Here is a 20,149-nt window from a genome sequence, read left to right as displayed (position 1 = left end):
AGCTAATTAATTGTGATATGGAAATTGGGATATCTAAATACAGAAATATAGGAATAATGGCTCACATAGATGCTGGTAAGACTACCACAACAGAGCGTATTTTATTTTATACTGGTAAGCAAAATAGAATTGGTGAAGTGCACGATGGGGCAGCTTCTATGGATTGGATGGAGCAGGAAAAAGAGCGTGGTATTACAATCACATCTGCTGCAACAACATGTTTTTGGAATGATCATAGGGTCAATATAATAGACACTCCAGGTCACGTTGATTTCACTATTGAAGTTGAGAGATCTTTAAGGGTTTTGGATGGTGCAGTTGCTGTATTTGATGGAGTTGCTGGAGTTGAACCTCAATCTGAAACAGTTTGGCGTCAAGCTGATAAATATAGCGTTCCTCGTATCTGCTTTGTTAATAAGATGGATAGAATAGGGGCAAATTTTTATCGATGTGTTGATATGATAAAGACGAAGCTTGGTGCAGCACCTTTAGTCATTCAGTTGCCAATAGGAAGTGAGAAAGATTTCAAAGGTATAATTGACCTTATTTCTATGAAAGCCATTATATGGCAAGAAGAAACGTTGGGTGCTAAATTTTCTTATGAAGATATTCCTTCTGATTTGCTTGACAAGGCTCAAGAATATCGAAATCTTTTATTAGATGCTGCAGCTGAGATGGATGATGAAGCGATGAATACTTACTTTGAGTCTAATGATCTGCCAGTAGATTTACTGAAAAAATGCGTGAGAAATGGAACCATCAAAGGAAAATTTGTTCCTGTATTATGTGGATCAGCTTTTAAAAATAAAGGCGTACAACCACTTTTAGATGGTGTGGTTGACTTTTTACCTTCTCCTATTGATGTTGATGTAATTGTTGGAACTGATCCTAAAGATTCAGAAAAGAAAATTGAGATCAAACCTTCAGAAAAAGAGAAATTCGTTGCTCTTGCGTTTAAAGTGATGACGGATAAGTTTGTAGGCAGCTTGACGTTTATTCGTATTTATTCCGGTAAGTTAAAATCCAAATCCGCTGTGTTAAATGCGGGAAAAAATGAGACTGAAGGAATTGGCAGAATGCTGCTTATGCATGCAAATAACAGAGAAGATATAAACGAAGCTAAAGTTGGCGATATAGTTGCCTTAGTTGGATTAAAGAGAACAATTACTGGTGACACTTTATGTTCACCTGATTTTCCTATATTATTAGAGCGTATGGAATTTCCTGAACCTGTTATTGAAATTGCTGTGGAACCTAAAACTACTTCAGATCAGGAAAAATTAGGTGTTGCTTTAAATAGATTGGTTGCAGAAGATCCTTCTTTAAGAATGTCAGTAAATGCGGAGAGTGGACAGACTATATTGAAAGGCATGGGTGAGCTGCATCTTGAGATTATTGTTGATAGAATGAAGCGCGAGTTTAACGTTGAAGCTAACGTCGGTGCGCCTCAAGTTGCATATCGTGAAACTATCACTAAATCTGTTGAAATTGATTATACTCATAAAAAACAGTCCGGCGGTGCTGGCCAATTTGCAAAAGTAAAGATTATATTTGAACCTCTTGAGCCTGGTTCTGGGTTTCAATTTGAAAGTAAAATTGTAGGTGGTGCAATTCCAAAAGAATATATTCCTGGTGTACAAAATGGTTTAGAGTTGATAAAAGAAGGAGGCATGATCTCTGGTTTTCCGGTTATTGATTTTAAGGCTACCCTTATTGATGGTGCTTTCCATGAAGTTGATTCTAGTCCTTTAGCTTTTGAACTTGCTGCTAAAGGTGCTTTTAAAGAGATGGCAAACAAAGCTGGTCCAAAAATGTTAGAACCTATAATGAAAGTTGAAATCATTACGCCTGAAGAGTATATGGGCGATATCATGGGCGATGTAAATAGCAGAAGGGGGCAAGTTTCAAGTATGGAAACGCATAATAGTAGCACTATAATTCTTGCTTTCGTACCTCTTGCGAATATGTTTGGTTATATAAATGTTTTGCGTTCTATATCTCAGGGAAGAGCTCAGTATAGTATGCATTTTTCTTATTATGAACAAGCACCACAATATGTGGTTGATGAGTTAAAGTTAAAGTATAATTAAGGGTAATAATTATGACAGCAGTAGTGGAAGCATTTGGAAAGCCGCATGTAAATGTGGGAACAATAGGACATGTGGATCATGGGAAGACAACGTTAACAGCGGCGATAACAAAGCATTATGGAAATTTTGTAGCGTACGATCAGATAGATAAGGCGCCAGAAGAAAGGAAAAGGGGGATAACGATAGCAACAGCGCATGTTGAGTATCAGACGGAAAAAAGGCATTATGCACACGTTGATTGTCCTGGACATGCTGACTATGTAAAGAACATGATAGTAGGTGCAGCACAGATGGATGCGGCGATATTGGTAGTGTCGGGGGTTGATGGGCCAATGCCACAAACAAGAGAGCATATATTGCTAGCGAAGCAGGTAGGTGTTGGATATATCGTGGTGTATATAAATAAAGCTGATGTTGCTGATGCTGATATGATAGATTTGGTAGAAATGGAAGTGAGGGAATTGCTGAATAAATACGGATTTCCAGGGGATGAAGTGCCTGTGGTAGTGGGGTCTGCATTGAAAGCGCTGGAGGATGACAGTAGCGAATATGGAAAGAAATCAATAGATAAATTGATGGAAAAGTTAGATGAGTATGTGGCGGTTCCACCAAGGCCTGTGGATTTACCATTTTTATTGCCAATCGAGGATGTATTTTCGATATCGGGGCGAGGAACGGTGGTAACAGGAAGGATAGAGAAGGGAGAGATAAAGACGGGAGAAGAGATAGAGATAATAGGTCTGAAAGCGACGCAAAAGACGATATGCACAGGTGTAGAAATGTTTAAGAAGTTGCTGGATAAGGGGAGTGCAGGACTCAATGTAGGAATATTGTTAAGAGGAACAAAAAGAGAAGAAGTGGAGAGAGGGCAAGTATTAGCAAAACCGGGGACGATAACGCCGCATAGAAAGTTTAGGGCGGAGGTTTATATATTAAAGAAAGAGGAAGGAGGAAGGCATACACCATTTTTTGCGAATTACCAGCCACAGTTTTATTTAAGGACAACGGATGTAACTGGGAGCATAAAATTGCTAGATGGGAAGGAGATGGTAATGCCAGGAGATAATGTGAGTGTAGAAGTAGAATTGCAAGTACCGATAGCAATGGATAAGGGATTGCGTTTTGCGATAAGAGAAGGCGGTAGAACTGTTGGTTCTGGTGTTGTTTCTGAAATTTTGGAGTGAGAGTTTGAGTTATAGGAGTGTAGCTCAATTGGTAGAGCGCTGGTCTCCAAAACCAGAGGTTGTAGGTTCAATTCCTATCGCTCCTGCATTAATGTTGTGGTGAAAATGTTAAAAAGTTTGTGTGTTTTTTTCTATGATATAAAGCAAGAAATACGAAGAATTGCTTGGGTAAAGAAACAGGAGGTGTTGTCATCTCTATTTGTTGTGATGATTGTTATATTATGCTTTTCGATTTTCTTCTGTTTTGTGGATTTTATGTCTCTTTACGTAATTAAGGCTTTATTTGGAATTATTTATGGAATGTGAATATAAATGGTATATCATTAGAGTTGATTATGGATATGAGCAAAATATACGCGAATTGGTAAGTAATGCTGTTTATTTTAAGGAAGTGTTTATTCCTTATCAAACGGTATGTAATTCAAAGTCTGATATAAAAGAGTTATGTGAAGTGTATGTATATATGCATCTATGTGATGAAAGCAAAAATATTTTGAATCAAACGCCTGGATTCTGCAGTGGCGAATCTGGTGATTTTGAGATGATTTCAGATGATGAGATAAGTTTAAAGTGTAAAGAATTTAATAGATATAAATGGTATATCTTGAGAGTTGCTTCCAATTGTGAAGAGAAAGTGCGCCAACATATATTGGAAAATTCTATGAGATTGAGTGTTAATGTTTACTTTAAGGAAGTTTTTATTCCATATGAAGAGCTAAGTGAAGTAGAGTTAAAATCTAAAAAAATTGCTACACGAAGGAAATGCTTTCCTGGTTATGTCTTTTTATACGTGAATTTATGCGATGAAGTATTGAATTTTATCAATAATATACCAAAATCTCTTAAGGTTTATGGGTTTTTGAAAAATGGTAATATTCCAAAGGTGATTTTGGACGATGAGATTCACTCAATGTGTAATGCACTTTATAATGCTCAAGAGACAAAGAAGTTAGGTTATGGTTATGAAAAAGGTGAAAAAGTGAAAATTAATGATGGTCTTTTTCAAAATTTTACTGGTAAGGTAAATATGGTAAACGATGAGAAAAAAATTATTAATGTGGAAGTATCAATTTTAGGTAAGCCGACAATAATAGAGCTTGATCTGGCTCAAGTAGAGAAAATAGAGGATTAATTATGAGTGTTATAGTTGCTAAGATTAACTTACTTATGGAAGCTGGGAAAGCAATTCCAGGACCGAAAATTGCTTCAGTACTTGGTCCACGTGGTATACCTGTTCCTAAGTTTTGTGAAGCTTTTAATAAAGTTACTAGCGCTGCTAACGCTAATTATAAAGTAGGCGATTTAGTAACAGTGCGAATTTCCATAAAGGATGATCGCTCTCATGATTTTACTGTCAGCGGTCCACCTGTGGCTTATTTACTTAAGCAGGAGGCTAAATTAAGTAAAAGTTCTGGTAATCCTGGTAAAGAATTAGTGGCTAAATTACCTATGTCTGCTATAATTAAAGTGGCAAAGTGCAAGATGGTTGATATGAAAGTGGATAATGAAGATTCAGCAGTGAAAATGGTTGTAGGCACTGCAAAATCTATGGGTATAGAAGTTGTGGAAGGTTAGGTAAATGAATACATATAATGATAATCCTAAGCAGTGTTTAAAGAAGATTATTGAGTCTGCTTCAGCAAAATTTAATGAATCAGTTGATATTGCAGTCAATTTAGGCGTAGATTCACGTAAATCTGAAGAGCAGGTGCGTGGTACAGTAGTTTTGCCTAAAGGTATCGGGAAGAATATTAAAGTAGCTGTTTTCGCTCAAGATAAACATTTATTAGAAGCTGAAAAAGCTGGTGCTGATATTGCAGGAGGAGAGGATTTAGTTGAAGAAATAAAAAAAGGTAGAAAATTAGATGTTGATTGGTGCATTACTACTCCTGATTTTATGGCAAAAATCACTCCTATTGCAAAAGTATTGGGTGCTAAAGGGCTGATGCCTAACCCTAAATTTGGTACTGTGACTTCTAACATTGCAGAAGCTATTAAAACCATTAAGTCTGGTCAGATAAAATTTAGAACAGATAAAAATGGTGTTATTCATGGTAAATTAGGAAATATTAAATTTGATATTGATGACTTGCTAGAAAATTTAAAAGCCTTTCTTAAAGTAATTAAAGATAATAAACCTATTTCTGCGAAAGGAATTTACTTTAAGGGTGTTTTTTTAAATTCAACTATGGGTGAAGCTTATAAGATAAGCAAAGTGGAAGATATAATTTAAGGGAGTGATACCGTGAAGCGTAAAAATAAGGATGAATTTATACAGAGCACAATAAACTTATTTGTAAATAATGATTTCTTGATATTAGTAAATTTTAAATCTATAAATGCTAATGATTCATTAACTCTGAGGAATAGCCTGAAGTCTATAGCAGGTGGGGTATTAGTAGTTAAAAACACTCTAGCGCGCTTGGCTTTGGAAAGGACTGGTAAATTTTCTTATTTATCAGGCAAATTTTCTGGTTCTGTTGCTATTATATACTCTAGTGGCATAGTAGAAACTGCAAAGTTAATAGTTGATTTTATTAATGCTAACAAAGAAAAAATGTCTGTGATTTGCGCGGCTCATATAAATGAATTGTTAACAGTGGAAGATGTTAATAAACTGGCTAAGTTGCCTTCTTTGGATGAGTTGCGTGTTAAAATTATGCGTTTAATATCTTATGATATTCCTGCTCGATTGGCGTTGTCTATTAATTCATCTTCTATGAGGCTTATGAGAGTTTTGGATTATTATAGTTCTAAAAAATAAATTTGTTGTTAAGTAAGGTGGTAATTATGAGTAATGTAACAAGTGATTTGGTTGATAAAATATTATCTTTAAACCTATTAGAGGCTTCTGAACTTGTAAAAGTTCTAGAAGAGAAAATAGGGTTGCCTGCTGGTTCTTTTCTTGGTGGGGCTGTTGGTGCTGGGGCGCCTATTAGTGATAATGCTGCTGCTCCTGCTGCTCAAGAAAAAGCTGAGTATAAAGTTGTGATTAAAGAAATTGATGCGAGTAAAAAAATAGGAGTTATTAAAGCTGTGAGAGAAGTTAATTCTACATTGGGTTTAAAAGAAGCAAAAGAGTTGGTTGAATCTTTACCTAAAGATTTAACTGCTAATGTTCCTAAAGACGAAGCAGAAAAAATCAAGCAAAAACTTATTGAAGCAGGAGCAACTAAAGTGGAGCTTGAATAATATTTAATGTATTAATTTTATATTGATATAGCTCTTTTAATTAGTTTGGGGTATTTTAATGGTTGATTCTTCTTATATGTACGCTTCTGGTGCTTTTGTTCCTAGAGTTTCTTATTCTAGGTCGATTGATTTAAAAGATTCTTTATTGGATTTGGTTAAGGTTCAAAAAGAATCGTATGATTCATTTGCTCCTAAGAATAAGGGTAATGAAAGACTTGAAGTTATCTTTCATACAATCTTTCCAATAAATGATCCTTTGCGTAGGGCTACTATTGAGTTTATAAGTTGTAGGGTAGATGATCCTAAGTATGATGAATCTGAGTGTATAAAGCGTGGTGTAACTTTTTCTGCTCAGGTTATTGCTTCTATACGTCTTGTTGTTATGCAGGATGGTATTTCTCTTGATGAATATAAATCGATTAAAGAGAGTGGAGATCATTCTAAACTTGCAACCGTTGTAAAATCTATAGAAGAGCAGGAAGTCCACTTTTGTGGGTTGCCTATGATGACTGATAAGGGCACTTTCATCATTAATGGTGTAGAAAAAGTTATTGTCTCACAAATGCATAGGTCTCCTGGTGTATTTTTTGATAGCGATAAGGGAAAAACTTACAATTCTGGTAAATTGATCTATTCTGCTAGAATTATTCCTTATAGGGGTTCTTGGCTTGATATTGAATTTGATGTTAAAGACCATTTGTATTTTCGTGTTGATAGAAAAAGAAAATTGCCAATCTCAGTTTTGTTAAAGGCGTTAGGTCTATCAAATAATGATATACTCGATAGATTTTATGAGAAAATAAAGTATGTAAAACATAAAGATGGTTGGAAAGTGCCTTTTGTTCCTGATAAATTTAAAGGAGTGAGGTTGCCTTTCGACTTAATGGATATTGAAGGTAATGTGCTGCTTAAAGCTAACGTTCGTATCACCTCAAGACTAGCTAAAAAGCTATATGATAATGAATTGAAAGAGTATCTGGTTCCTTTTAATTCTATATGTGGTTTATTCCTCGCAGAAGATTTAATGGATAGTGCTAGCTCTACGAAAATTTTATCTGCTGGTGAATCTATAAAGCTGGAAGACATAAAGAAGCTTGAGTTATTGTCTGTGGATGAAATATCAGTATTGAACATAGATAATGTATCTGTTGGACCTTATATATTAAATACGCTTTTCTTAGACGAAAACATGTCTTATCAGGATGCGCTATATGAAATATATAGAGTTTTGCGTCCTGGTGAAGTTCCTGTTTTAGAGATAGTAGAGGAGTTTTTCCGTAATCTTTTCTTCAGTCCGGAATATTATGATTTGTCTAACATTGGTAGGTTGAAGCTTAACTCTTACCTTGGATTAAATTATGATGAGGATTTAACTGTTTTAACGTATGAAGATATTATTGAAATTGTAAAAAAAATAGTATTGTTACGTGACGGTCAAGGATCCGTAGATGATATTGATCATTTAGGAAACAGAAGAGTAAGATCAGTTGGAGAGTTTATAGAAAATCAATTTAGAACTGGGTTGTTGAAATTGGAACGCGCAATAGTTGATTCTATGTCCACTTCTAGTTTAGATAAAGTTTCTCCATCTGATTTTATTAATCCAAAAGTGTTAACTAGTGTCTTAAGAGATTTCTTCAATTCTTCTCAATTATCTCAATTTATGGATCAGACTAATCCGTTATCTGAAATAACACATAAAAGAAGGTTGTCCGCGTTAGGTCCTGGCGGTTTAACAAGAGAACGGGCAGGATTTGAAGTGCGTGATGTTCATCCAACTCATTATGGAAGAATTTGCCCTATTGAGACTCCTGAAGGGCAAAATATAGGGTTAATCAACAGTTTAGCTATATACGCGCGTATTAATAAATATGGTTTCATTGAAAGTCCTTATAGAAAAGTAGTTAATAGGGTTGTTACTGATCAAATTGAGTATCTGTCTGCCATAGATGAAGGTTTATATTATATAGCTGATACCAGCGCAAAGCTCGATGAAAATAATTGCTTTGTTGATGATATGCTATACTGTAGATATGCTAGTAGTTTCATTATGGTAAGTAGTGATCAGGTGAGTTACATTGACGTATCTCCTAAGCAGGTAATATCAGTTGCGGCTTCCTTGATTCCATTTTTAGAAAATGATGATGCTAATAGAGCATTAATGGGCTCAAATATGCAACGTCAGGCCGTACCTTTATTGAAGCCTACCGCTCCTCTGGTTGCTACTGGTATGGAGTCTTTTGTAGCTTCTGGCTCTGGTGCTGTAGTTTTAGCAAAACGCGATGGCATAGTTGATAGTTCTGATAGTAACTCTATAGTTATACGTGCTTTTGATAAAGAAAGGGTTAACTACTTGGACGTAGATATTTATCATCTAAGGAAATTTCAGCGTTCTAACCATAATACTTGTATTAATCAAAGACCGCTAGTGTGCGTAGGTGATTATGTTAAAAAGGGTGATGTAATAGCTGATGGTCCTGCAATTAACAGTGGTGAGTTGGCGCTTGGTAAAAATTTGCTAGTCGCTTTTATGTCTTGGCAAGGTTATAATTTTGAAGACTCTATTATTATTTCTAGTGAAGTTGTTAAAAAAGATCTCTTTACTTCTATTCATATAGAAGAATTTGACTGTGTTGTACATGATACCCCTTTAGGATCAGAAAAAATAACTCGTGCTATACCTGGTGTTAATGAAGAAAATCTATATCACTTGGATGATAGTGGTATAGTGAAAATTGGTACAAGAGTTGGTCCAGGCTATATTCTGGTAGGTAAAGTTACACCTAAACCTTCTCTTTCATTGCCTCCTGAAACGAAGTTATTAATGACAATTTTTGGTGAAAAGTCATTCGATTGTGCAGATTCCTCTTTATATACATCTCCAGATGTTGAAGGGACAGTAATTGATGTACAAGTCTTTACACGCAGGGGGGTTGAAGAAAATGAAAGGGCATTACTCATCAAACAAAAAGAGGTAAATGACTTTGAGGAAGAGCGAGATTATATAATCAATGTTACTAGTGAATATTTCTATGATGAACTGAAGAAACTTCTTATTAATTCTGGTTCTCAAGATCGAGAAAAATTTGACTCTATTGAACGTGAGCAATGGTGGGGTATAGGATTAAAAAACCAATCCATTTCTGAGCAAGTTAAGAGCTTAAAAAAAGATTTTGATGAAAAAGTATCACATGCAATAGCACAGTTTAAGCGAAAAGTAGAAAAATTACATGAAGGTTATGACCTGCCTCAAGGTGTGTCGATGTCAGTAAAAGTTTTCATTGCTGTGAAACATAGTCTGCAACCAGGGGATAAAATGGCTGGTAGACATGGGAATAAAGGTGTGATCTCTCGAGTTGTGCCAGTGGAAGATATGCCTTATTTGGAAGATGGTACTCCTGTTGATATTATTCTTAACCCTCTTGGTGTTCCTTCACGAATGAATGTAGGGCAAATACTGGAAACGCATGTAGGTTGGGCTTGTAGAAAATTAGGGGAAAGGGTAAGTAATATTCTCGATGAGATCAATAAAATCAAAAGTGCTTTTTGCAAGGGAATTAGGTCCCTTAACGATGATAATTTTACACAATTTGCAGTAGCATACCTTGACAATAAAAAAATTGAAAATATTGATGATGATGAAATAATGGCTTCTGTTTTAAATACACCTAATAAAAATGCACTAAATGACGAGTTGAATGCGTTAGTAGAGAACTATTTGAACTCTTGTAAAAGTTCATACAGCAATTTACGTAATTTCCTGATTGAGGTTTATAGCTATGGTAGTAACGTATCTATCTGTAATGATATTCGTAATATTAGTGATAATAATCTCATTGAATTTGCACGTAAATTACGTGATGGCGTTCCTGTTGCTGCACCTGTATTTGAGGGTCCAAAAGATGAACAAATAGCAAAATTATTTGAACTTGCTGGTTTGGATAACTCTGGACAAGCTGTATTATATGACGGTTGCAGTGGTGAAAAATTCGACCGCAAGGTTACAGTTGGTTACATGTACATGCTTAAGTTGCACCACTTGGTTGATGGTAAAATTCATGCGCGTTCAGTAGGGCCTTATAGTTTGGTTACTCAACAACCTCTAGGAGGAAAATCTCATTTTGGTGGTCAGCGTTTTGGTGAAATGGAATGTTGGGCATTACAAGCCTATGGTGCTGCTTATACTTTGCAGGAAATGTTAACTGTGAAGTCTGATGATATTAATGGTAGAGTTAAGATTTACGAATCGATAATAAAAGGTGACAGTAATTTTGAATGTGGAATTCCTGAATCCTTTAATGTGATGATAAAAGAACTACGTTCTTTATGTTTAAATGTAGATTTAAAGCAAAATGATGTAGTGATTGAAGATATATCTCACACTAACATTGCACAACCTTTTAATGAGGTTAGCATATCGATTGCTAGCCCTGAAAGTATTAAGCGTATATCTTGTGGTGAGATAGAAGATGTTTCAACTGCAAATTATCGTACGTTCAAAGTTGAGAAAGGTGGATTATTTTGCCCTAAGGTTTTTGGCCCTGTCAATGACGATGAATGTTTATGTGGAAAATACAAAAAAAGAAGACACAGAGGTCGCATATGTGAAAAATGCGGAGTAGAAGTTACATCTTCTAAAGTAAGAAGAGAAAGGATGGGTCATATAGAGCTTGCATCTCCTGTTGCTCATATATGGTTTTTGAAATCGCTTCCTTCAAGAATTGGAGCATTATTGGATATGTCTCTCAGAGATATTGAGAATATTTTATATAGCGATAATTATATCGTGATAGATCCTCTTGTTTCGCCTTTTGAAAAAGGTGAGATTATTAGTGAAAAAGCTTATAATGAAGCTAAAGATAGCTATGGGATCGATAGTTTTGTAGCTATGCAAGGTGTTGAAGCTATAAGAGAGTTGCTAACGCGCCTTGATTTACATGAAATTAGGAAGGATTTAAGACTAGAATTAGAGTCTGTTGCTTCTGAGATAAGAAGAAAGAAAATTATAAAGAGATTGCGTATTATTGAAAACTTCATTAAATCTGGAAATAGGCCTGAGTGGATGATACTTACAACTATACCTATTTTACCACCTGATTTGCGTCCTTTGGTATCGCTTGAAAGTGGTCGTCCTGCAGTTTCTGATCTGAATCATCATTATAGGACTATTATTAATAGAAATAACAGGTTGAGGAAATTGTTGAGCTTAAACCCTCCTGAGATTATGATTCGTAATGAAAAAAGGATGTTACAAGAAGCAGTTGATTCTCTTTTTGATAATAGTCGTCGTAATACTTTGGTAAACAAAGCTGGTGCTGTTGGATATAAAAAGTCCATTAGTGATATGTTAAAAGGAAAACAGGGTCGTTTTCGCCAGAACCTCTTAGGAAAAAGGGTAGACTACTCTGGACGTTCTGTAATAGTTGTTGGTCCAACTTTGAAACTAAATCAGTGCGGATTACCAAAAAGAATGGCTCTTGAACTATTCAAACCTTTTGTTTACTCAAAGCTTAAGATGTATGGTATGGCTCCAACTATTAAGTTTGCTAGTAAGTTGATAAGAGCAGAAAAACCAGAAGTTTGGGATATGCTTGAAGAGGTAATAAAAGAGCATCCTGTTTTGTTGAATAGAGCGCCTACGCTACATAGACTTGGTATTCAGGCTTTTGAGCCAATCCTTATTGAAGGCAAAGCAATACAGCTTCATCCGCTTGTCTGTACGGCATTTAATGCTGATTTTGATGGTGACCAAATGGCAGTGCATGTGCCAATTTCATTGGAAGCTCAGCTTGAAGCTAGGGTGTTGATGATGTCCACTAATAACGTTTTAAGTCCTTCTAATGGCAGACCGATTATAGTTCCTAGTAAAGATATAGTACTTGGTATATATTATCTGACTTTACAAGAACCTAAGGAAGATAATTTACCATCTTTTGGTGCTTTTTGTGAAGTTGAGCATTCTTTGAGTGATGGTACTTTACATATTCATTCTAGTATAAAGTATAGGATGGAGTATATTAATAGCAGCGGTGAAACTCACTATAAAACTGTTTGTACAACTCCTGGCCGTTTAATATTATGGCAAATTTTTCCTAAGCATGAGAATCTAGGCTTCGATCTAATAAATCAGATATTAACAGTCAAGGAAATAACTGTTATAGTTGATTTAGTATATCGTAACTGTGGTCAAAGTGCTACAGTGGCATTTTCTGATAAATTAATGGTACTTGGCTTTGGGTATGCCACATTTTCTGGTGTTTCTTTTGGTCGTTGTGATCTGGTTATACCTGAAACTAAAGCTACACATGTTGATCACGCGAGGGGTGAAATTAAGAAATTCTCTATGCAATATCAAGATGGGCTAATAACTAGAAGTGAGAGGTATAACAAGGTTATAGATGAATGGTCTAAGTGTACGGATATGATAGCTAATGATATGTTAAAAGCAATATCTATATATGATGGAAATAGTAAGTACAACTCAGTGTATATGATGGTTAACTCTGGTGCAAGGGGTTCTACTTCACAGATGAAACAGCTAGCAGGAATGCGAGGGCTCATGACCAAACCTTCTGGTGAGATTATAGAAACACCTATAATTTCTAATTTCCGTGAAGGATTGAACGTATTTGAATACTTTAATTCTACTCACGGTGCGCGTAAAGGTTTAGCTGACACTGCGCTTAAAACTGCAAACTCTGGATACTTAACTCGTCGTTTAGTTGATGTGTCTCAAAATTGCATAGTTACAAAGTATGACTGTAAAACAAAAAATGGTCTTGTTGTGAGAGCTACAGTTGAAGGAAGTACTATAGTTGCATCTCTAGAGAGTGTTGTGCTGGGTAGAACATCTGCAAATGGTATATATAACCCAGTGACAAAAGAATTATTAGTAAAAGCAGGGGAATTAATTGATGAGGATAAAGTAAAGGAAATCAGCATTGCAGGTCTTGATGCTGTAAAAATTAGATCGCCTTTAACTTGTGAAATAAGTCCTGGTGTGTGTTCTTTGTGTTATGGAAGAGACCTTGCAACTGGTAAAATTGTTTCAATAGGTGAAGCAGTTGGTGTTATAGCTGCTCAATCTGTTGGAGAGCCAGGTACTCAGTTAACGATGCGTACTTTCCATATAGGTGGGGTAATGACTAGAGGTGTTGAATCCTCAAATATTATAGCTTCTATTAGTGCTAAAATAAAGTTAAACAATAGTAATATAATTATAGATAGAAACGGAAATAAAATTGTGATAAGCCGTTCCTGTGAAGTCGTGTTGGTTGATAGCCTTGGTAGTGAGAAGTTGAAGCATAGTGTACCTTACGGTGCTAAACTTTATGTGGATGAGAGTGGGTCAGTAAAAATTGGCGATAAAGTTGCGGAATGGGATCCTTATACATTGCCTATTATCACGGAGAAGACTGGTACAGTGTCTTATCAGGACTTAAAAGATGGAATTTCGATCACTGAAGTGATGGATGAATCTACAGGAATATCAAGCAAAGTAGTAAAAGACTGGAAATTGCATTCTGGTGGAGCTAGTTTACGTCCTCGTATTGTGCTGCTTGACGATAATGGTGAAGTAATGACACTCGCAAGTGGCGTTGAAGCATGTTATTTTATACCAATTGGTGCAGTGCTCAATGTACAAAATGGCCAGAAGGTTCATGCAGGTGATGTTATTACAAGAACACCAAGAGAGTCAGTTAAAACTCGTGATATTACTGGTGGTTTGCCGAGGGTTATAGAGTTATTTGAAGCACGTCGTCCTAAAGAGTATGCTATTGTTAGTGAGATAGATGGCTATGTAGCGTTTTCTGAAAAAGACCGTAGAGGAAAACGCAGTATATTAATTAAACCTGTAGATGAACAAATTTCTCCAGTTGAATATTTGGTATCAAGAAGTAAGCATGTAATAGTCAATGAAGGTGATTTTGTACGTAAAGGTGATCTATTGATGGATGGTGACCCTGATCTCCATGATATTTTACGTGTGCTTGGGTTAGAAGCTTTAGCACACTATATGATTTCTGAAATACAGCAAGTTTATAGATTGCAGGGTGTTCGTATAGACAACAAGCATTTAGAGGTGATCTTAAAACAAATGCTACAAAAAGTGGAAATTACTGATCCTGGTGATACTATGTACTTGGTTGGCGAAAGCATTGACAAGCTGGAAGTTGATAGGGAAAATGATGCTATGAGTAACTCTGGCAAACGGCCTGCTCATTATCTTCCTATTCTGCAGGGGATTACTAGGGCAAGTCTTGAAACTAGCTCCTTTATTTCTGCTGCTTCTTTCCAAGAGACAACAAAAGTACTTACAGAAGCAGCATTCTGCGGGAAGAGTGATCCTTTAAGTGGATTAAAAGAAAATGTTATAGTAGGAAGATTAATTCCTGCTGGTACAGGTTTGATTATGAATAAGATCAGAGCACTTTCACTTTGTGATAATATAGATAAATATGAAAAATATTTTGATATTGAAACTTATGACGAGAAATGGTTTATGGATAATAATTGTCATTTACACTCTGGTGAGGAAGAGAGCGTAGTGGCATATGATCAGTCGAATTGAGTACAGCTAGTGTGTCTCTTGACCAAAAAAGCCAATAATATTTTCTTTCACTTCTGTGCTATCTGTCATGTTATTTACTCTCATGCGAAATTCAGATGAGCTTTGAAGCCCGCTACTGTACCAACCTATGTGTTTGCGGGCCATCTTTATTCCTGTGTCATTTCCATAGTACTCAAGAATATTGTCGTAATGCTCGAGTATGATGCTTAATCTCTCTGAAGCTGTTGGCTCAGAAGTTTCACTTCCACTGAGAAAGTTCATTGCTTGATTAATCAGCCAAGGTTTACCGTAGGCACCACGACCTATCATCACTCCGTCTGCTCCAGATTCTTTGAGAGCATTCTGAATATCATTTAAATTTTTAATATCGCCATTTACTATAACTGGAATTTTCACTTGCTCCTTAACATTTCTAACGAATTTCCAATCTGCTTGGCCGTTATAGAGCTGTGCCCTCGTTCTTCCATGCACAGTGATCATTTTTGCTCCTAAGTCTTCGGCAATTTTCGCAAGCCTCGGTGCATTGCGATTTTCATCGTTCCATCCAGTGCGCATTTTCACCGTAACTGGCACATTCACTGCTTTGACCACGGCCTCAATTATCTCAGCGGCTTTTTTCTCATCACGCATTAGCGCTGATCCTGCATAACCGTTTACAACTTTTTTAACAGGACAACCGAAATTTATATCTATTATTTTTGCACCCATATCCTCATTTAGTTTTGCAGCTTCTGCCATTACATCCGGCTCGCATCCAGCAAGCTGCACAGCAGTTAATTCATCGACTTTTGCTTTTTGCAGACTCTGACGAGTTTGCATAATCATAGCTCTGCTTGCAATCATCTCTGAAACTAACAAACTTGCACCTAGCTTCTTTACAATACTTCTAAACGGATAATCAGTTACCCCTGACATTGGAGCTAAAACAACTGAAGAATCAATCGTCAAACTTCCTATTTGGAGGGGCATAAGGTTAATGGTAATCCTTCATTGTAAACTATATAGCAAACTGAGCTGTATTCTGCACCCTTGAGGTAAGAGAGGTGTCCGTTCCTGGTGGAAGATCGCATAAAATCCCTTTTTCTAGATCTTCCTTCCATTTTTCATCTTCCATAAGCGCTTTTGTAAACTCTCTTCTTTTCTTTTGCAATTGTTCTGGATTAGGCTTGTATTCCGATAACTCTGCGTCAATTTCATCAAATGATTTACCTTCGTTGAGCATTTGCGTAATCCTATGAGCGTTTTCCAATGCAAATATTCCACAATTATGTCCATCGCTTTGTTGTTTGGCTCCGGAGCTTCTTATATTACAGTTCTCTATTTCCAAAACTGCTTCCAGTGCGCTCACTATATTATCAGTATTTATTGGGACATTAATTAATTCATTTTTCTTGTTCCGACACGTTTGTGCTGTCTCTTTGACATCTTTACTCATTTCTTTTTTTCCTTGCGCATTCAACTCACTAGCTTGATCAGTAAGAGGTGTAACCAATTCTTTAATTGCATTTGCAAGTTCTATTTTCTTACGTTGACTACCAGGACTTGGTAAATCAGCACTAAAAGAATCACAATAATAAGCTCTAAATTGTTTATTATCCGAGTTGTATGCAACAACTAGCGTTACCCAATGATTACCACCCAAATTAATAACTGAAGTAAATATCCTTTTCGAACTCTCTCGTTCTGCTTTATTTTTATATTCTCCCAACCTTTCACTCAAGGTTTCAAGATTACCAGGAATACAGAAGAATACACCATCCGTAAAACCTTCTGAATACTTATATTTAATTCTTGCAATATTAGCAATATCATGTTGCTGCAACCAGTAAGCGTAATTCTTTCTATTTGTTTGATGCACAAGAGTGTCCAAATTTTCATGAAACTCTTTACCACCCAAACCACTATCCAAAGAGCTTCTACGACTACTGTTCCTTGAATCGGGTTCACTGCCTGGTACAATACCACTATCTCCATCTTGAGTTTTTTGCTCACCTTGACCTGCTCCTTTTCCATTAATATAGTTCTTTGCTAAGTAAAATAAAGGTTCAACAACCATTTTGTATGCTACTGTAAGAATTATTCCCATTAAAACCCAAACTACGGGGTTAGAGATGAGCATAGCAAGTGGAAAGGTCAATAGAGGGAATCCTATTATCAACCCCAAATAGCCAACAGCAAATGTGGCTGCTAGGTATACACAAGTAGCGTAGATAACGAATTTTCCACCAGCAAAGTAAGTGCTCTCTTTAAATTGATTATATTTTTTTATGATGCCCGACATACTATATCCTATGAACGCTAAGTTAATTAAATTTTAACAAATTCTAACAAAAAAATCAACCATAATAATTTTAGTAGTATGAGAAAATATTGAATATTAAGAGCTTTTGAAGTACAGTAATAATGTTAGTAATAGCACAATATATGCACGATATAGAATATATACGCAAAAACCCTGAAGGATTTGAAAAGGCAATGAAAAGCAGGGGGATAAGAGAGTTTACTGCAAAAGAGATATTAGAAATTGATCACGAGAAAAGGTCATTAACCACTAAATTGCAAGATTTAAATAGGCAGCGCAATGAAATCACAGAGGAAATAAAGAAGCTTAAAATGAGCAAGAGCCCCTGTGAAGAGCAAATAAAATCATCAAAAAACATCACGAATGAGATAGAGGCAATTAGCTTAAAGGAACAAGCAGAAAAGGATAAGTTAGTGAATGTTTTATCTAACTTGCCGAATATTCCTGCGCAAGATGTGCCAATAGGCGCAGATGAGAACTCTAATTTAGAGGTGAGAAGATATGGAGGAAAAAGACAGTTTGATTTTGTACCAGAATCTCATTATGAACTCGGAGAAAAATTAGGTTTAATGGACTTCGAACAAGCGGCGAAAATTTCCGGATCAAGATTTGCGATATTAAAAGGACAGTTAGCTAAGCTTGGACGAGCGCTAATAAATTTTATGCTTGAAATGCATGTTAATGAATTTGGCTATACTGAGGTGTACCACCCAGCTTTGGTGAAAAACGAAGCTATGTATAACGTTGGTCAGCTACCAAAATTTTCTGACGATTCGTATTTAACTACCGACGAATTGAGGTTGATTCCCACAAGTGAAGTGTTTTTAACAAATTTGGTTGCTGATAAAATAGTAGAGGAAAAAGAACTGCCTATTCGTTTTACTGCGTATTCAGAGTGTTTTCGTAAAGAAGCAGGCAGCGCAGGGCGAGACACGAGAGGCATGATAAGGCAACACCAATTTGGTAAAGTGGAGTTGGTGAGTATTACAACTGAAGACCAATCAAATGATGAACTTGAGCGCATGACGAGTGTTGTTGAAGAGATATTAAAAAAACTAGAATTACCGTATAGAGTAATGCTACTGTGTAGTGGTGATATGGGTTTTGCTGCACAAAGGACTTATGACATAGAGGTATGGTTACCTGAGCAAAATAAATATAGAGAAATATCAAGCTGCTCAAATTGTGGTGCATTTCAAGCAAGAAGGATGAACGCTAAATACTCTTCAGAAACTGATAAAAAGATAAAAAAATATGTTCACACTTTAAACGGCTCAGCTTTAGCTATAGGAAGAACGATTGTTGCCATAATGGAGAATTATCAAAATTCTGACGGGTCGATTGCAATACCAAACGTGTTGCAAAAATACATGAGTAATGATACTGTTATAAGCAAATAATAATTTTGACATATAGAAAAGCGAGGAAATAAAGATGAAGGTTCTGGTTATAGGTTCTGGTGGACGTGAGCACGCTCTACTTTGGGCTCTAAAAAAATCTCCTATCTTGACTGAGTTATATGTAACTCCTGGTCGCCAAGCTATGAAAGATCTTGGGACTCTTGTGGATGTAAATATTCAAAATTCAGTGGATGTTACACAATTTTGCAAGAGAGAAAATATAGAGTTGGTTGTTATTGGTCCAGAACAACCAATAATTGATGGGCTTGCTGATGATTTAGTTGCAGAGGGAATAAATGTTTTTGCTCCGAGTCAAGCAACTGCAAAACTTGAGGGATCAAAGTCTTTCACCAAAGGGCTATGCAAGCGATATGGCATACCAACTGCCAAGTACGAGTGTTTTGTTGATGAAGGATTAGCTAAAGATTTTGTACGTAGCAATAAAATAAAGTTTCCACTTGTAGTGAAAGCAAATGGAATTGCGGCAGGGAAAGGCGTGATGATATGTTGCGCAGAAAACGAAGCTTTTTCAGCAATAGATTCAATGCTAGTGGAGAAAGAATTTGGTGAATCAGGTGAAGAAATAATCATAGAAGAATTTTTAATTGGAGAAGAAGTAAGCTTTTTTGCTCTTGTTGATGGGTTGAAAGTAGTAACTCTTGGGTGCGCAAAAGATTATAAGAGAGTGAATGAAAATAATGAAGGCCAAAATACTGGGGGTATGGGATCGTACTCATCACCTTCAATTATAAGTAAGGACATGGAGCAAAAAATCATCCAAAAAATAATATACCCTACAGCTCAAGCATTGGTTAACATGGGTACGCCTTATAAGGGAGTACTCTTTGCTGGTTTAATGATTTGCAGAGATGGCCCAAAACTTCTCGAGTATAACGTTAGATTCGGTGATCCAGAAACGCAATCTATATTACCTAGATTTGATTCAAATTGCGATTTGTTAAAATTGATGTTGTCAGCTGCAGAAGGAAAGTTAAATGTCAAAATGGTGGAACTTAACAACAAATCTACAGTTTGTGTAGTTGTTGCAAGTAAAGGCTATCCGGGTGATTATCAAAAGGGAGAAGTAATTAAGGGATTAGATAAAATTGAAAGCATTCCTGGTATATTGGTATTTCACGCTGGTACTAAATTAGATGAGAGTGGTAATTGGGTTTCAGATGGCGGAAGAGTGCTAAATATAGTAGCAGAAGGGAGCACTATAGAGGAAGCCAAAAGTAAGGTGTACTCAGCATTAAATTTTTTAGAATGGCCAGGGGGCTTCTTCAGATACGATATTGGTAGTTAATGTTAGCTGTCGGTTAGCAGGTAGCTCACAGAAATGCAAAACTTACTTGACAAACTCCGTCAGCCCCCTTATCATGAAACTGAAGGTATTCAGTTATCTTCAT

Annotated in this window: 13 protein-coding genes and 1 tRNA gene; 12 read left to right on the top strand and 2 right to left on the bottom strand. The window is 36.2% G+C overall.

Features of this window, described 5'->3' with window-relative positions:
• Positions 1–17 precede the first annotated feature (17 nt).
• The 10 genes from fusA (at position 18) to ABWU50_RS01710 (ending at position 15,038) form a co-directional block, all read left to right on the top strand.
• Positions 18–2,090, top strand: a complete 2,073-nt coding sequence (gene fusA, locus ABWU50_RS01755; RefSeq protein ID WP_353276087.1) for an elongation factor G — start codon at positions 18–20, stop codon at positions 2,088–2,090.
• Between the two features lie 11 nt (positions 2,091–2,101).
• Positions 2,102–3,274 (top strand): elongation factor Tu, encoded by a 1,173-nt coding sequence (gene tuf / locus ABWU50_RS01750; protein ID WP_264329094.1) that lies wholly within the window; start codon positions 2,102–2,104, stop codon positions 3,272–3,274.
• A gap of 13 nt (positions 3,275–3,287) precedes the next feature.
• A tRNA-Trp gene (locus ABWU50_RS01745) sits at positions 3,288–3,360 on the top strand.
• Positions 3,361–3,379: 19 nt separating this feature from the next.
• Complete coding sequence (gene secE, locus ABWU50_RS01740) at positions 3,380–3,580, top strand: preprotein translocase subunit SecE (RefSeq protein WP_205517846.1); 201 nt, start codon at positions 3,380–3,382, stop codon at positions 3,578–3,580.
• The gene (gene nusG / locus ABWU50_RS01735) at positions 3,570–4,406 is read left to right on the top strand and encodes a transcription termination/antitermination protein NusG (RefSeq protein WP_353276316.1); all 837 of its coding nucleotides are present in this window, start codon (positions 3,570–3,572) and stop codon (positions 4,404–4,406) included. The genes secE and nusG overlap by 11 nt, the downstream gene beginning before the upstream one ends.
• A 2-nt stretch (positions 4,407–4,408) precedes the next feature.
• Positions 4,409–4,849 carry a 50S ribosomal protein L11 gene (locus tag ABWU50_RS01730; RefSeq protein ID WP_253307298.1) on the top strand — a complete coding sequence of 147 codons (441 nt, stop codon included), beginning with the start codon at positions 4,409–4,411 and terminating at the stop codon, positions 4,847–4,849.
• Positions 4,850–4,853: 4 nt separating this feature from the next.
• Positions 4,854–5,507: a 50S ribosomal protein L1 gene (rplA, locus tag ABWU50_RS01725; RefSeq protein WP_182183217.1), complete on the top strand. Its 654-nt coding sequence runs from the start codon at positions 4,854–4,856 to the stop codon at positions 5,505–5,507.
• Positions 5,508–5,519: 12 nt separating this feature from the next.
• Positions 5,520–6,038, top strand: coding sequence for a 50S ribosomal protein L10 (gene rplJ / locus ABWU50_RS01720; RefSeq protein ID WP_353276086.1), 519 nt, complete (start codon positions 5,520–5,522; stop codon positions 6,036–6,038).
• 26 nt (positions 6,039–6,064) lie between these two features.
• Positions 6,065–6,466, top strand: a complete 402-nt coding sequence (gene rplL, locus ABWU50_RS01715) for a 50S ribosomal protein L7/L12 (protein ID WP_253307301.1) — start codon at positions 6,065–6,067, stop codon at positions 6,464–6,466.
• A 58-nt stretch (positions 6,467–6,524) separates the two neighbouring features.
• Positions 6,525–15,038, top strand: coding sequence for a DNA-directed RNA polymerase subunit beta/beta' (locus ABWU50_RS01710; RefSeq protein ID WP_353276085.1), 8,514 nt, complete (start codon positions 6,525–6,527; stop codon positions 15,036–15,038).
• 6 nt (positions 15,039–15,044) lie between these two features.
• Here ABWU50_RS01710 and dusB read toward each other — a convergent pair whose 3' ends face one another.
• Both dusB and ABWU50_RS01700 read right to left on the bottom strand, forming a co-directional pair.
• The gene (dusB, locus tag ABWU50_RS01705) at positions 15,045–16,007 is read right to left on the bottom strand and encodes a tRNA dihydrouridine synthase DusB (protein WP_353276084.1); all 963 of its coding nucleotides are present in this window, start codon (positions 16,005–16,007) and stop codon (positions 15,045–15,047) included.
• A gap of 28 nt (positions 16,008–16,035) precedes the next feature.
• Entirely contained in the window at positions 16,036–17,319 is a 1,284-nt protein-coding gene (locus tag ABWU50_RS01700) for a hypothetical protein (RefSeq protein WP_353276083.1), read from the bottom strand.
• A 143-nt stretch (positions 17,320–17,462) separates the two neighbouring features.
• Between ABWU50_RS01700 and serS the strand changes: the two genes are divergently transcribed.
• Entirely contained in the window at positions 17,463–18,740 is a 1,278-nt protein-coding gene (gene serS / locus ABWU50_RS01695; protein ID WP_353276081.1) for a serine--tRNA ligase, read from the top strand.
• A gap of 34 nt (positions 18,741–18,774) precedes the next feature.
• Positions 18,775–20,046, top strand: a complete 1,272-nt coding sequence (gene purD / locus ABWU50_RS01690; protein ID WP_265017390.1) for a phosphoribosylamine--glycine ligase — start codon at positions 18,775–18,777, stop codon at positions 20,044–20,046.
• The last annotated feature ends 103 nt before the right edge of the window (positions 20,047–20,149 follow it).

Origin of the sequence: Wolbachia endosymbiont (group A) of Pipizella viduata, from assembly GCF_964028555.1 — a bacterium.
Classification (GTDB): Bacteria; Pseudomonadota; Alphaproteobacteria; order Rickettsiales; family Anaplasmataceae; genus Wolbachia.
The sequence above is the reverse complement of the archived record's forward strand: the minus strand, read 5'-3'. Positions and strand labels throughout refer to the sequence as shown.